The following is a 15,529-nucleotide window of genomic DNA, read 5'->3' on the forward strand; positions in this document are numbered from 1 at the left end:
TAAATGAGTATCTCCAAAAATGCTATAAAAAGCACTGCTCATGCCATCGGAAAAGATCAGATCATCTTCTGATGTATCTGAACTCCCTGATGGTTATTATCCATTTCGGCAGCGATATTGAAATATTTCATTGCTTTCCCGTTATTTCCTAATCCCAGGTGACCTAATGCCATCAGGTAATTGCAATGGATACGGTTCTTTTTATTCATATCGTCCTCCCATATCTGTAAATCAGGCAAGGATACAGCGAAATAATCCATCTTAAAGACATCATACAGATGCTTTTCGCCATAAGAAATCAGGTTATTAAAACGTCCGCGAGCTTCTTCTTCACGTTCCAACTTACGTAAAGCCAGTCCCTGATAGAATATCTTATCCGGTTTCTGATCGTTATAATACATAGCGGCAGCCGGTTGGCTGTTTCCGATGCTGGCAGCCAGGAATAACTCCGTCGCTTCTTCTTTACGTCCCAACCCTGACAACGCACAGGCTTTATAATAATTGAAGTCGTTTTCCTGTGCACCATATAGTTTGCCTTCACCCAGATTATGCGGATAGATGAAACATTCCTCAATCAAGGCCAGAGCTTCTTCATATTTCTTTTCAGCTAACAACTGCTTTACTAATTCTACACGAGCCAGCTGGTATTGTGTCGGGACCTTGCCTTCTCCCCCTTCCCACGGATGGAACTTACGGGCATCGATCATACGGATTGCTTCTTCATATTGTCCGAGTTGATTCAGTAAGGTGACATATTCCAGATACAGGTCATCACGCTGGAAAGCTATGTCTTTATGCTTTTTAAGGAAAGCCAGACGATCTTCATGCGAACGATTCAGGCGTTTATACAACTGATCAAGCTCCATCAGGATACGGGCATCCGTCATATCGAGCGCAAAAGCCTTTTCAAGCAGAGTAACCGCCTCTTCCTGCCTATTCAGCTTATTGAAATAAGCCAGGGAAAGGTTACGCAAGACGGTCGGGAAGGTATCATCCTGCTGCATGGAAGTCTCCCAGCAGGTGATTGCTTCCGGATACTGACGCTTGTCGTACCACAAATTACCCAAATAATACAAGGCTTTTGGAGTTTCTGTTGCAAACCCGATAACAGACTGTAGAGCAAGAATTGCCTCCAATACATTGGGGAAACAACAATCAGGCAATTGCTGTTCAGCTTCACGGATAGCTGCCAAGGCCTCTTCTTTACGATCCAGTTGAATCAGGAACCAGCTTTTATAATAATGAAGCATAGTCTGCCCCGAAACATTTTGACTGATAGCCGTTTCAGCCACCATCAATGCTTCCTCCCAACAGCCGGCAGATGCATAATCCAAAGCCAGTTCTTCATAATTGTGGGCCTCCGGACGCATCAGAGCGAGCAATTCTTTCAGGTCAGCCTCAACTCCGGTAATCAGATATTTTTCAAAACCACAACCGAAATTGAAACGGTCGATACGCAGGGAATCCTCAATCAAAGCCAGTGCCTCATCCTTCCGTCCCAGATGACGAAGGATAGCTGCTTTCAAATGGCGTCCCCGCAGATTATGCCAGTTGCGAAGTAAAGATTTATCTATTTCATAGAGAGCCTCTTCCCAATCCCCGCGTGCTGCCGATAACTGGGCCAGGGAATAGTAGCCGGCATCCTGCCAGGCTGCATTCCAACAGGCTTTATAGAAAGAGTCATATGCTTCTTCTGTTTTTCCCTGATATTTCAAAGAAAGGCCCAGATTATATAATGGCTCGCCATCATAAGGATTCGGATTACGTTCCGTCAGTGTTTTCACCGCCTGTCGCAAATAAGGTTCTGCCTTGGTAAACTGACCTTTACGAATCAACCACAATCCCATCGCATTATTATTACGTACATCGGTCGCATCACGGCGAAGTGCTTCTTTATAATAATCGGTTGCCGAATAAGTGGCATGGCGGTATTGCTCCAGATGTAAGCCTGTCAGATACAACTGTTCGGTGGTACGCACATCTTTCGGGTCAAGAGCCGCTTTGGCCGGTTCAGGTACTTCCTTAATCACATCGGGTTCCGGTTCCCAGGACAACATCTGCTTCCCTTTTGCGTTACGGATACAGACTTTCACATCGCACAAATCTGCAACCGGAACAAATTCCTCCAGTATATTTTCGGGAGTAATATCACGGGTAATATCCAGACAAACCTCTCCGGCTTTCTCCACGACAATATGCAAATCGTTTTGCACGGAAGTAGCGAAAACTTTTAATAAAGCGCCCTTTCCATCAGGTTCCAGGTTCATCAGAAGGTCGGAAGAGGCATTCTTTACCACACCCAGTTCGCGATAAGGCATGAAGTATTGGGTAAACGTTTTTTCTTCATAAGGCTGAAGCCAGGTGAAGTCAGGCTGGTTGTCGGTATAGACACCGGTCATCAGTTCGATATAAGGGCCGTCGGAATCTGTCAGGTTACGGTCCCAGGCCTGTCCGAAATCGCCATTCCCCCAGGTCCATTGCTTCTTACCCGGCGAGATATGATGGTTTGCCACGTGAAGCACACCGGCACGGGTATCATTCTCATATCCTCCCACAAAATTATAGTTGGAACGGATTGCCATATAAGAGGTAGGAACAGGTATATTCTTATAGCGGGAAATATCCACTCCTGCCGAATAATCCATCTTATAATAAGTACCGGTAGCAATCGGATAACGTGACACATCACGTTTACCATGATCGAACACGGCATTTACATCGGCAGGGAACACCGATTGATAGGCATCATTTACGGCCACAGCCGGATTCGCCCACCAAAGGAAAGTCTGCGGTATCGGTGTCGGGTTATACAGTTTACCCTGAATCTCCAGGACAGCCCGTCCCGGACGGAGGGTAAAACCGGCCATCCCTTTCTGATGGAACATACGTTCGCGCTCGCTCACCCAAACGATGGCACTGCCGTCGGCACAACGTTCGATCGTATAATCGATCGGCAGGAATGTGCTCGGACGATGATGTTGCGGCCAGTTGAACTCGATTCCACCGGAAATCCACGGACCGGTCAAACCGACCAAAGCCGGTTTAATCACATGGTTATAGTAGATGAAATGGCGGTTTTTAATCTTATCGTATGCCATCTGTACACGTCCGCCCAGCTCCGGAAGGATCATAACTTTGATATATTCGTTTTCAAGATAAACGGCATGGTAACTCTTTTCCTCGCAGGTATCTTCTATCTTTTCCACTACCGGATAAGGATACACCACTCCGCTGCTTCCCTGGTAAACACGCTTCTCCAGGAACATCGGATTCTTTTCGGCTTTGCCAATACCATAGGTAGGAAGAAGGATATCTTCTTCCCACACTTTCACATTCTCAGTCATTTCAGTATATTTATTTTGTTAATTCTTTTTCCAGTTCTTCCAATGTTTTTCCTTTTGTTTCAGGAAGTTTTGCACGTATAAAGAAGAATCCGCTCAAACAGATGGCACCATACAACCAGAAGGTTCCGGAAGCACCCACCGCTTCATTCAATATCGGGAAAGTATATGTCAACAGGAAGCAGGCTGCCCACAGGAAGAATGTGGAGATAGCCATTGCCATCCCGCGTATCCTTACGGGGAATATCTCGGAAAGAACCACCCAAACCACCGGTGCAAGAGACATTGCATAGCAGGCAATCGCCATCACTACCAGCAGAAGCATCGGCCAACCGCTTACTTCAAAGAAATAGCAGGTTCCCAATATTCCATAGATAACGGCAAGCCCTGCCGAACCGACAAACATCAGACTTCGTCTCCCCCATTTGTCAACCGTATAGATGGCAACAAAAGTAAAGATCACATTAGTCACCCCTGTCACTACAATATTCATCAAGACATCCGACACCGCATAACCGGCTTCCGAAAAGATTTCATGGGCATAATTAAAGATCACGTTGATACCGCACCATTGCTGGAAGATCGCTAATACGATTCCGATAATGAGCACGTTCCGGACACCCGGCTTTAACAGAGCTCCCCAGTTTACTTTTTCTTCTTTCTTATCGGTCAGTTGCGCCAGTTCATCCAATGTCTGATCGGCATATTGTTCTCCGCCGATGCGCAACAGGATAGTTCGTGCCTGGGTCGTCTTTTGCACGGTTGCCAACCAACGCGGACTTTCAGGAATAATAAAAGAAAGGATAAAAAACAATCCGGCCGGAATCAGTTCCGCCCAGAACATCCATCGCCAGGCCCACTCAATGCTGTTGGCACTCAGCGTTTCACCTCCCTGTGTAAAATACTCTCCGATTTGCCAGTTAGCCAACTGCGCCATCAAGATACCCAAAACAATCGTCAGCTGATTCAGGGAAACAAACTTTCCCCGGACAGAGGCCGGAGCGACCTCAGCAATATATACCGGTGAAATGTTCGAAGCGATACCGATACCGAACCCACCGACTATACGATAAATAATAAACCAGTTAAAACTATTGACCGCCCCCGTTCCGTAGGCAGACAGTACAAAAAGGAAAGAAGCGATAATCAACATCTTTTTTCGCCCGTACTTATCACTCCATTCACCGGAAAGCAACGCACCGGCCAGACAACCGATCAGGGCACTACTCATCGCCCATCCGCGAAGAGCAGCAGAGCCTTCAAGTCCGAAAAAGGGTTCATAAAATATCTTGGCACCTCCGATCACTACCCAGTCGTAACCGAATAATAATCCGCCCATAGCTGAGACCAGGCAAATAAGTAATAAGTAAGCTGTTGTTCGCTTCATGACATTAGTATTAAAGTTATGGTGCAAAGAAACAGGTTTCCGGTTAATAGTGAAATAGATAAAACCGGCTTAGGGATGGACAATCTTTCGATTTACATTCCCAAAATAACAAGATATAATATAAATAATATATCTTTGTGCACATCTATAAATCCAGTACCATGATCAAACTCAAAGACGGTTTTAGCGGAGAACGGGCCCTTGTATTACCTCAGTCTATCGTACAAGAGATGGAGAAAGACGCGCTTTCATCGATCCTGCACATTACGGACATCGGTTATTACCCGAAGGCCCTGCATCATTTCCGTGAACGGAAAGAGCCGATCTGCCAGTTCGTCTTCATTTATTGTATAGAGGGAGCCGGATGGTTCCGTTGCGGCGACCAGGAATATACGGTCACAGCCAACCAGTATTTTATCCTGCCAGCCGGAGTCACGCATGCCTACGGTTCGGATGATACGAATCCCTGGACCATTTACTGGATACATTTCAAGGGGAAGCTGGCCTCTTACTTTGCCGGCCAGGCCAGCCGTCCGATCGAAATAAAACCGAGCGTCCAGTCCCGGATCAGTAACCGGAATGATCTTTTCGAAGAGATATTCCGCACATTGGAGATGGGATACAGCCATGAAAACTTATTGTATGCCTGTTCTGCTTTTCATTATTACTTAGGTTCTTTACGTTATCTCCAACAATATCGTGAGGCAGCCCGTAACGAATCGGATCAGAACGATATCGTTACCGCTGCCATCCACTATATGAAAGAAAACCTGGAAAAGAAAATAACATTAGCAGACCTGGCTACCCATATAGGCTATTCCCCTTCCCATTTTTCCGTCCTGTTCAGCAAGCGTACCGGATATGCCCCCCTGACTTATTTCAACCAACTGAAGATACAACAGGCTTGCCAGCTACTGGACTTTACGGATATGAAGGTAAACCAGATCTGTTATAAGATAGGGATAGAAGATACCTATTATTTCTCCCGGCTATTCAGCAAGGTGATGGGGATGTCACCAAGGGAGTATAAGAAGCAGAAGAAAGGGTAAGTATTTTTCAAGTTACAGCATTTGATTATTTCATAGAACAATTACAAAGAAAGCGGAAATATGGAATCTAATGAACCATACTTCCGCCTTTAATAACAAAAGACTTATGTCTGGGAAATAAAGTCTAGAAAACCTTCATTCCAAATTCACTCCATACGAAGAAATTACCTCCTGTCGCATTTTCCGGAACAGAGAAACGAATAATCTTAAACAGCTTTCCTACCATAATCTTCGAATTATAAGTTTCTTTACCACCAGTCGGCAGTCCATCGGTCAGCGTGCTTATCTTATTAAAAGATACACCATCCAGACTTCCTTCAATAATGATCTTTGCCGGTGCGGCACTGCCATTTGCCGAACGTGTCGTATAATAGAAATTAAACGCAGTAGTCTCTGCCGGTAATGCAACCTGAAGGTAATGAGAACCTTCCACAGCAACGCTCCAGGCAGAATGGAAGTAAGTTTCCACATCTCCATCCAACAGATTTGCCAATGAACCTTCCGACGGCTCAACCGCATTTGAAGAAAGCATATCGGCTGTCAATTCCACTTTTTTCAATTTGCTTTCGTCCGGTACATATGAAATACCATATAAACAAGCATTTTTAGCAGCATCAATCACAAATCCGTCTTTCGAACAATCAATCAATCGTAGCGGCAAAACAAAGTTTCCATACTCCAGCTTCGTGCGGTCTACCGTTATCTCCAGATCTTTCGAATTCTCTTCCGGAACGAACGACACGGTTCCATCGTTACTTAGTGAATATACACTTTGTGGCAATATGGCATAATTAGTCTCATTCTCTTTGTTATACTCCTCCAGTAAAGATTCGTCTACTCCTACCGTGCAATCGAACGTCCATTTACTAACCATCGGTATAGAGACCGGTAATGTAAACTTAGCCTGCGTATCCCCTCCGTCGGTGAATGTATTCGAAACAAAACCAGTTTGCTCGAAATAAACGAAAGGTATTTCTACGGATGGTATCAAAATAGTCTTATCTTTTTCCGAATTGATAGAATCGGCTGAATTTACCAAAGAAACGGGTAACACATACTTCGTACCAGCCGGCAAGTTGTAAATAAGATCCGTCTTAAAAACAATGTTCGCCATTTTATATAAATTGTCCGAACCGAACACCAACCGGTTATCTGCAAGTTGGTAACAATTCTCCGGCAGCTTGACGTAAGAAGTCCCGTTTTGTGCATTGTAAGCATCCAGAGCCGCATCGTCCAATACTGCCACTTCTACATCTGTCACACTTGCCAGGTCTGAGCCTGATTTATTAACAGTTAGTTGATACTCCGTATCTTCCCCAGTCTTATAGAGTGTCAACGGTATTTCCCCGCTGTTTCTAAAATAGACAATTGTGCTATAGTCGCTCAGATATTCATCTTTATTGTCATCACATGCCACAAAACCGACAGTTAAAGAGAACAAAAGCGATATCATTAAAATCTTTTTCATAAATAATTCTTTTTAGATTCGTAAGAATGGTTTCTATTACCAACCATAATTCTGGGTTAACAATTTATTTCTATCCAATTCGCTTTGTATGAAAGGATACAAATAATGATTGTCTTCAAACACACGTGTTTCGAAAACCGTTCTCTCCCAGAAACCGTCAGGAGTCACATCCCCACTACCAGGAAATTGTGCATTCATTCCGTACATCGGGCCACCATCAACATCTTTGGCTATCATCCATGTACGCGTATCGAAATAGCGATGATTCTCGAAAGCAAGTTCAATCCGGCGCTCGTTACGACAAAGTTCGATCAACTTTTCTGTTGAAGCGTTGGGGTAAACTTCAGTAATAGGAGCCAACCCAGCACGATCACGCAAATCAGCCCACACTTCCATTGCCTGCGCCTCATAACCTCCGGGCATAGCAACATTGTGTCGCTTACATTCAAGTACCGCTTCAATGAAATTAAGATACATTTCAGCCAGACGAAAAGTCGGAAATACAATATTTCCCCATTGTCCACTCGCTGAATTAAGCGTATGGTCATAAAAACGATTAACCAGATATCCGGATTTAGGATAGTCATGCGATTTATTACTGTTAGCACCTTTCGCAAAAGAAATCTTTGTCATTCCACTGCCGTGATGCCACCAGTTATCCCCGAAAAATACAGACACATAGAAGCGGGGTTCACGATCTTTATACATATTAGGAGCCGTCAAATCATATTCTCCCGCACCTCCCCAAGCCGGATATTTCCATGTCGTCTTTTCGAACTCATCAACACTATATCCCGAACTTCTGTCAACAATCGGTTCTTTTCCGTTATATCCAGTAATAGGATAACGTCCGTTACTCATAGCATACGCATCAACCTGCTGCTGTGTCGGTCCAACACCGCCATAAGCAGTTCCGGAAATACCGGTCGGTACTGTATGTACTCCTAACTGATAACGTCCTTTATACCCTGTAGACCAGATAAGCTCTGAATTCCAATATTCCTGTGTGATACCATAGTAATTAGCATATGGGTCAGAACCGTCACCGGCACGATACAATTTATACAACGGATTATCAATTAACACTTTAGCTGCTTTGGCTGCTTCCAACCATTTATTAGCATCATAATTTTGCGGAAAAAGATTCACACCCGACAATTCGGGAAACAGATCAGTAACCGGATTCTTTACAGAACTATAAAGTTTGTTACCATTGAATAAGTCACGTGCCGAATAAAGTTTCAAACGAGCAATAACAGCCTGGCAAGTACCTTTAGTAGCCAATCCTTTCTCCGCATCCGAATAACTTTCAGCCATAGCCGGATCGTTAATGCAAGCTTCCATTTCACTTACAACATAATCCACACATTCCTCCCATGTATTGCGCGGACGATAAAGAGCCTCCGTAGACGCTGTAAAATCCAACAGTTCGTCACCTAACAAGAAGACCGGACCATAAATACGCATCATCAGAAAGTAATAATAAGAACGGGCAAAACGACTCTGCACTTTATACTGGGCTAATTCTTCTTTTGTGACAATAGGATCAGAGCATCTATCTACATTCTGCATAAAAATATTACATTCACGAATTCCCTTATAAAAGCGATCCATCTGATAATTAGGGACATTACTTGCATTCCAGGATCCGAAATTGATCCAGCGAAGTTCGCGGGCATAAGTAACAGTTCCTTCATCAGAGGCTCCCAGCCAGGGTAAATTCGTAAAGTCACCGGCATCATCAGGAAGAAAACTCATCGAGTTGAGCCAATAACTCCTTGTATCATTACGAGTTTCCCATATTTTATCGAAGGTCAGTTTTTCATCTTCCTGCCTGTCCAAAAAATCATTACAAGAAGAAAAGAATATTACCCCCACAGCAAAACAAATGATTTGAAAAGAAGTTTTTATCGAGACTTTCATATATATCTTTTTTAATGAATTAGAAATTAGCATTTAAACCTACGGTAATCACCCTGTTAGGAGGATAACCGGAGCCGTCACCATTCCCTTTTTCCGGGTCCCAAAGTTTGAATTTACTAAATGTCAACAAGTTATTACCCGAAAGATAAAAACGCAACGATTTGATAAACGTTTTGTTCATTAACCCTTTTGACATCGTATATCCCACTTCAAAATTTTTCAGGCGCAGAAAACTACCGTCACGCATCCACCAATCGGATGTCTGTGAATTATTAGATGATCCGACAGCACCACTCCAGCTCAACCGGGGATAAATCGAACCAGCATTTTGTTCAGCCGTATTACCCGGACGCCATACTTTATCATACACATCTTCATTGATGGCAGCACGTTCCATATTTCCGGAACCAAATGGTGTTTTAATGGTAGACCCGCTTAAAAAGAAATTTACATGGCTAACACCCTGGAAAAAGACATTCACATCCCAATTCTTCCATTGTGCGGTAGCCCCGAAACCGTATACAATTTCCGGCAGGTTTGTAAATCCCATAGCGATTTTATCTTGTGAATCGATCTGACCATCACCGTTTATATCCTGATATTTGATATCGCCGACCCTATACTCACCAAAGGATTGCTTGGGACTATTGTCAATTTCTTCCTGGCTTTCGAAAAGTCCCAGGGCAACTAATCCAAAAGGCTGCAAATTGCCACCCGAACCAAACGGTTTGCCGATTTTGTTCTGATATTTATATTCCCAATCCGGTTCGTCGTTATTCAGCAATTTATTCCGGTTGTAAGTAAAGTTGGCACGTCCGGTCAGAAATACCTCTCCGACCTTCTGTGTATATTCAACCGTACCGTCGAATCCCTGGTTCATTGTTTCCCCGATATTCGTATAAGGAATAACCGATAAACCTACAATAGCCGGTAAGCCGGCACGCTGAAGAAAGATACCGGTTCGTTTTTCATGAAAATAATCGGCTTGTACCCTCACTTTGTCGAGTAATGACAATTCAACTCCGACATTCATCTTAGTAGCTTCTTCCCAGGATGCAGATAAGTTCTCCACATCTCCAACACGAATACCTCCGCCACCATTAGCTCCGGCGGAACCATAATTCCATTGGCCTGCTCCAGCATCATTACCTACCAGAATAGTCGATTCATATACCCAGCGGCGTTCTCCTCCGATATCGTCATTTCCGACTATACCATACGAACCCTTCAGTTTCAGCATATCGACCACTTTTGTCAGCGGCTTGAACCATTTTTCATTCGAAACCATCCAACCGATAGCACCAGCAGGGAAAAAGCCAAAGCGATGTCCACGGGCAAAATTCTCTGAACCGTTGTACCCCATATTAGCCTCAGCGAAGTACGTATCATTGAAAGCATAGGTCACACGTCCGGCAATACCTTGGTTCTTATAAGGTAAAGATTTAAATTTATCCCCTTCCTGCGTACGTGTATGTATTTTATGATTATAAAGGAACAACGCTCCTACACGGTGTTTATCTGCGAATAAGTGGTCGTAATTCAATGAAGCTTCCATATAAGTAGTCATTGTTCCGTCACGACCGATAGCATATGACAACTCTCCGCTACCTGTACGGACAGGAGAACCGAAAATAAGGTTCCCATTCTCATCTCTTCCGGTTGCATGATACTGGGTCGGTTCTTTACTACGGCGTTGAATCGTTGTATTCCATGCATCCCATGAGAACTTGAAATTACCGGTTAATCCTTCCAAGGGTTCCCATAAAGCTCCAAAATCCTGTGTCAATCCTATCAATGATTGCGAAGAGTTCCAGAATTGTTCACGATATCCGGAGTGCACAAGCATATTCCAGGGATTATAACCGGAATCGGTTGACGGAGCAGCAATCGTTCCATCCGAATATTCAATGGGGAAAGCGTTGGGTGATACCAGATAGGTATATTCCCATATTCGGTTATCATTATCACTATCACCCGGACCAAACGATTTTTCATAGATATTTGCCAGATTCAGGTTTAGTGTCGTGCTTTTGGTTAAAGCCAAATCTACATTAGCACGAAAATTGAACTTATCATAATGAACAGACGAATTATAGTCATACAAATTACCGGCACTTTTAAAAATAGAGCTTTCATTATAAAAAGAGCCTGAAATATAGTATTTCACAATATCGGTACCACCTGTAATGCTCAGGTTTACACGCTGGTTAGATGCCAGGTCGTTATAGAGTGCATCGATCCAGTTCACATTCGGATACAGATCAGGATCAGCACCGGTACGATATTTATCAATTGCATCCTGAGAGTAATATCCCGGCTGGATATCATTATACAAATCAGCCCATTGTGCAGAATTAACCATCTTTGGCATCTTAGTAGGACTGGTTATACCTGCTTCGGCACGCACATTAATAACGGGTTTTCCGAGATTACCTTTTTTAGTTGTGATCAGAATAACACCGTTTGCTCCACGTACCCCATACACAGCTGAAGCCGAAGCATCTTTCAGGATAGAAAAAGAAGCGATATCATCGGTATCTACCAGGTCCAGTTCACGTTCGATACCATCAACCAGCACTAATGGAGTAGAACTACCTTTAAACGAAGATACACCACGAATATAAAAATCAGCAGCACTATTTTTTCCAGGCTCTCCCGAACGGGTCATTGCTACAACACCAGCCAACTGTCCGGCCAGCACATTGGAAATAGATGAGCCAGGCATTTTTAAATTTGCTACATCTACGGTAGAAATAGCACCAACCACACTTTCTTTCTTCTGACGACCGTAGCCGACCACCACCACCTCATCCAAAACTTCATCATCGGTAGCCAATGTGACATTGATAGTTGTCTGGTTATTTACGGCAATATCCACACTTTTCATACCCATATATGAAAAAGTTAAAACACCGCCGACACCATCTATCTTAATTGAATATTTACCATCAATATCAGTAACAGCCCCAACAGAACTGTTCTTCAACCAGATATTCGCCCCAATCAAAGGTTCACCGGTCGCATCGCTGACAACCCCGGTTACCGTTATACTTTTCTTTTGCGAAACAGCGGGTAAAGAAACAGGACCGGAAACCGCTTTTCTTTTTACCACCACCTGGTTACCATTTATCTGATAAGTTAGTTCTGTCTTCTCAAACAGCGGATTAAGAATTTCTTGTATAGAACCTTTCACTACTCCAGTTTGCGCATTTCTATTCAACTCGCTTTTGATCTCATCGGAATAGAAAAACACATAACCGGTCTCGGTTTCTATGAATTTAAGAACGTCCAGCATAGTGGACTGTTTTTGTTCCAGTATTTGTTCTATCGAAATAAACGACTCATTATTTGCATAAGCACAGGTTATACCCATACTCAGCAGTAATACAATAATATGTCTGATTTTTTTCATACATTTGTATGTCTTTAGGTTTTTCATTTTTAATTGGAAAATTTAAATTTCTGACAAGTCCGAACGATCTTGCCCATCGTTCGGGCTTTTAATTTCAAGCGTTTTTCATATTCTATATTCCATAGGCAATTCTTTTTAAGTTATTATTCTATTAGTAATGTATTTGATTCAAAGCGATAATGAACATTATAAAGCATTGAAAAAGTTTCCATGACCTGCTCTATGTTATCAAACAAGACGAGTTTACCGGAACTTGTCCGCTGGGCAATACCAGGAGCACATTCAATTTGCACATTATAATAACGACTTAAACGCATCAGGATATTTTCCATTGTTTCTCCTTTAAAAATAAGTACGCCATCTTTCCAGGAGATATAGTCTAAAACATCTACCTCATTAATTTCGTGTTTATCAGGCTGAAGGGTCAACTTATGATTTGGAGTTAATTGTATATTTTCTTCTTCCTTTGTGTCAACCATCACGCTACCTTCTACTAAAACAACTGATTGTGCCTGCTCGTCACCATAAGCGGAAAGATTGAATTTAGTCCCCAACACATTGACTGTAAAACTAGCCGTTTTCACATGAAAAGGTTTGCCACTTTTTACGACCTCAATATAAATCTCCCCCTCCGCTTCGATAGTACGATCGTCACCTTCAAACCGGGAAGGGAAACGCAACACGCTCCCTGAGTTTATCCAAATTTTAGAACCGTCAGCCAGTAATAATGAAGAACGGCGCCCTTTAGGTACGACCAACGTATTCATCACTGTCTCATCAATATTCTTTTCAATCCCTTCAGTCTCAATTTTTTTTACAATGAGTTCTTCATCCTGAGAGTTTTTCATCGTTACATCAGAGTTGAAAGATATCAAGGTATTGTCCTCCACATTTATGACTTTGTGATCCTTTGTTATCAATGTAACCTCTGTATGAACCGTGTCAATAGCCATACCGATACCTGTCATCAGATTATTTCCTGAAAATAGACCTCTATCCATTAACCAGTATCCTGCCAAACTAACTGTTACAAAAACAGCACAAGCCGCTGCATATCTCATAAATAGATTACGCTTTTTAAAACGCTTTTGCTGCATTTCGTTTTGTAACCTCAGCCAAATTTGTTCTGATTTTTCATCCGGAATAGAATACTCGTTCAACCGTACTGATCTTAATATTAAACGTGCTTCGTCAATAGCCCGCTGGTTTTCCGGATGTTCTTTTATCCAAGCATGCCATTTAATATCCAACTCTTGGGTCGGCACCATACACCACATGACAAAACTGTGGTCATGCAACAATCTATGTACTATTTCTGGTATTTGTTTATCGCTCATTCCTTACTTTTATGAGTATTCATTTAAATAAATACGCACAAAGAAGAAATATGACCCCATTAAAATGAAAAAAAATGATCGGAAAGAAAAAAATAAAATAAAACAGGACCATATTGCTCACGCATACGTTCGATTGCGCGATATATTAATTTGCGTGTCCCCTTAGTCGTAAGATTCAGTAATACAGCAATTTCATCATACTCTAATTCTTGCATATAGCGTAAATAAATGGCTTCTCTTTGTCGTCCCGTAAGACTGCATAACATATTTTCAATTTGTTCGGCAATTTCCTTTCGCTCCTCCTCTTCTTCTATATAATCCAGTCCGGACACAGTTATAGAAAACAGATAATCATCTGATTCATCGATATCTTCCATAGTAACTTCCTTCCGCTTTTCAGAAATCATTCGATTTTTTAAACACCGGAAAAGATAATATTTTACATTATCATTATCGACAATCTCATTCTGATGTTCAAAAAAATGTAGGAATACATCATGAATCAAATCATACAACGCATCATCATCAACACCGAGTGCCTTACCATATGAATACATCTGACCTACATATTTTTCATATAGTCTTTTATAGTCACATTGTTTTGTTTTCAACATTTTTCCTAATTTATTATGCAATGGACCATTATTCCATAGTTCTTGTAGAACGATGGAATAATAAATACAAAAATAGGGTAAAAAAGTATTATATCCCTTTATAAAGGAATGATATTGTATGAAAAAAGAGATTTGGCACAAAAAAGTGACCTCTTAGGCTTGATTTTTTTACCCGAATCAATAATATCTCATACATCTTTGGTCAATTGCTAATAAAAATGCATTTGTTCTACAAGAACTACGTTGATTATTACAAACAAACTCTTTGGCAGGAACAATGTGAGATAAAAGAATCAGGACCTATCTGGTTATTTTATAAAAAAAGCGTCCAAACCTAATCTTTTTGCCTTTATTCCCCAGATTGTTAACAGAAAACAGTACGTAATTAAATTTACCCACAATTAAGGTTTCCGGAATATATCCAAAACACCGGCTATCCCTTGAATCGGCTGAGTTATCTCCCTCAACATAATAATAAGTACGTTTGAGCCTATAAATAGAATCGCAAATACCATTTATATAGACAGAACGTTTTCTCATCCTCACATCACATCCTTCCTCTGCAATTAATTTTCTCAGGAACAAATAATTGTCCCGTCTGACATGCAAAGTATCATTCTTCTTCTTTATCCGAGTGATTCGCTTTACTAATAATTGGTCCGTACTTTCCGGACTGTTGAAAACCACTATATCACCCACTTCCGGATAGCCTATTCCAGGAAGTCGCCTGTACTTCCAATGAGTGTTCCTGTCCATTTTCCGCAACGGGCGTATCCATGTAAAAACATTAATAACCGGAATATCCGCCCATCTAGCAGGGAAACGTGCTCCATACGTAATCTTATCTATCCAAACCCTGTCACCGCAAAGGAGTGTCGGTTCCATACTACCGGAAGGTACTATACATAACTCTCCTACTGCAATCCGGATAAAAAGACAAAAAAGTATGAATAAAATAACAGCAATGACCTTTTTCATCAAAATATGACTTTACCACT

General features: G+C 42.0%; 9 protein-coding genes. 1 reads left to right on the forward strand and 8 read right to left on the reverse strand.

All coding sequences use genetic code 11. From position 1 onward, the window contains the following. Positions 1-56: 56 nt before the first annotated feature. Together K6V26_RS21990 and K6V26_RS21995 are read right to left on the reverse strand one after the other, a co-directional pair. Positions 57-3,344: a tetratricopeptide repeat protein gene (locus K6V26_RS21990; protein ID WP_224263869.1), complete on the reverse strand. Its 3,288-nt coding sequence runs from the start codon at positions 3,342-3,344 to the stop codon at positions 57-59. A 10-nt stretch (positions 3,345-3,354) separates the two neighbouring features. Further along, positions 3,355-4,728, reverse strand: coding sequence for a sugar porter family MFS transporter (locus K6V26_RS21995; RefSeq protein WP_224263870.1), 1,374 nt, complete (start codon positions 4,726-4,728; stop codon positions 3,355-3,357). A gap of 161 nt (positions 4,729-4,889) precedes the next feature. Here K6V26_RS21995 and K6V26_RS22000 point away from each other — a divergent pair, with 161 nt between their 5' ends. After that, positions 4,890-5,777, forward strand: coding sequence for an AraC family transcriptional regulator (locus tag K6V26_RS22000; RefSeq protein ID WP_048316865.1), 888 nt, complete (start codon positions 4,890-4,892; stop codon positions 5,775-5,777). 124 nt (positions 5,778-5,901) lie between these two features. On the opposite strand, the gene K6V26_RS22005 is transcribed toward K6V26_RS22000, so the two are convergent. From K6V26_RS22005 to lepB, 6 genes are all read right to left on the reverse strand, one after another. Beyond that, on the reverse strand, positions 5,902-7,245 hold the full coding sequence (locus K6V26_RS22005; RefSeq protein ID WP_224263871.1) for a BT_3987 domain-containing protein: 1,344 nt from the start codon (positions 7,243-7,245) through the stop codon (positions 5,902-5,904). Positions 7,246-7,281: 36 nt separating this feature from the next. Next, positions 7,282-9,168, reverse strand: coding sequence for a RagB/SusD family nutrient uptake outer membrane protein (locus K6V26_RS22010; RefSeq protein WP_009860591.1), 1,887 nt, complete (start codon positions 9,166-9,168; stop codon positions 7,282-7,284). Between the two features lie 19 nt (positions 9,169-9,187). After that, on the reverse strand, positions 9,188-12,580 hold the full coding sequence (locus K6V26_RS22015; RefSeq protein ID WP_224263872.1) for a SusC/RagA family TonB-linked outer membrane protein: 3,393 nt from the start codon (positions 12,578-12,580) through the stop codon (positions 9,188-9,190). Positions 12,581-12,723: 143 nt separating this feature from the next. Then, positions 12,724-13,917, reverse strand: coding sequence for a FecR family protein (locus tag K6V26_RS22020; protein WP_224263873.1), 1,194 nt, complete (start codon positions 13,915-13,917; stop codon positions 12,724-12,726). Between the two features lie 59 nt (positions 13,918-13,976). Continuing rightward, positions 13,977-14,531 carry an RNA polymerase sigma factor gene (locus K6V26_RS22025; RefSeq protein ID WP_009860588.1) on the reverse strand — a complete coding sequence of 185 codons (555 nt, stop codon included), beginning with the start codon at positions 14,529-14,531 and terminating at the stop codon, positions 13,977-13,979. 300 nt (positions 14,532-14,831) lie between these two features. Then, positions 14,832-15,509: a signal peptidase I gene (lepB, locus tag K6V26_RS22030; protein ID WP_010801277.1), complete on the reverse strand. Its 678-nt coding sequence runs from the start codon at positions 15,507-15,509 to the stop codon at positions 14,832-14,834. Between the last annotated feature and the right edge of the window lie 20 nt (positions 15,510-15,529).

Source organism: Parabacteroides goldsteinii (assembly GCF_020091425.1).
GTDB classification, from domain to species: Bacteria; Bacteroidota; Bacteroidia; order Bacteroidales; family Tannerellaceae; genus Parabacteroides; species Parabacteroides goldsteinii.

Excerpts from the sequence above, each read along its gene's own strand:
- K6V26_RS21990 (WP_224263869.1), bottom strand. The coding sequence starts at position 3,344 with ATGACTGAGAATGTGAAAGTGTGGGAAGAAGATATCCTTCTTCCTACC.
- K6V26_RS22000 (WP_048316865.1), top strand. The coding sequence starts at position 4,890 with ATGATCAAACTCAAAGACGGTTTTAGCGGAGAACGGGCCCTTGTATTA.
- K6V26_RS22005 (WP_224263871.1), bottom strand. The coding sequence starts at position 7,245 with ATGAAAAAGATTTTAATGATATCGCTTTTGTTCTCTTTAACTGTCGGT.
- K6V26_RS22010 (WP_009860591.1), bottom strand. The coding sequence starts at position 9,168 with ATGAAAGTCTCGATAAAAACTTCTTTTCAAATCATTTGTTTTGCTGTG.
- K6V26_RS22020 (WP_224263873.1), bottom strand. The coding sequence starts at position 13,917 with ATGAGCGATAAACAAATACCAGAAATAGTACATAGATTGTTGCATGAC.
- lepB (WP_010801277.1), bottom strand. The coding sequence starts at position 15,509 with ATGAAAAAGGTCATTGCTGTTATTTTATTCATACTTTTTTGTCTTTTT.
- K6V26_RS22015 (WP_224263872.1), bottom strand. The coding sequence starts at position 12,580 with ATGAAAAAAATCAGACATATTATTGTATTACTGCTGAGTATGGGTATA.
- K6V26_RS22025 (WP_009860588.1), bottom strand. The coding sequence starts at position 14,531 with ATGTTGAAAACAAAACAATGTGACTATAAAAGACTATATGAAAAATAT.
- K6V26_RS21995 (WP_224263870.1), bottom strand. The coding sequence starts at position 4,728 with ATGAAGCGAACAACAGCTTACTTATTACTTATTTGCCTGGTCTCAGCT.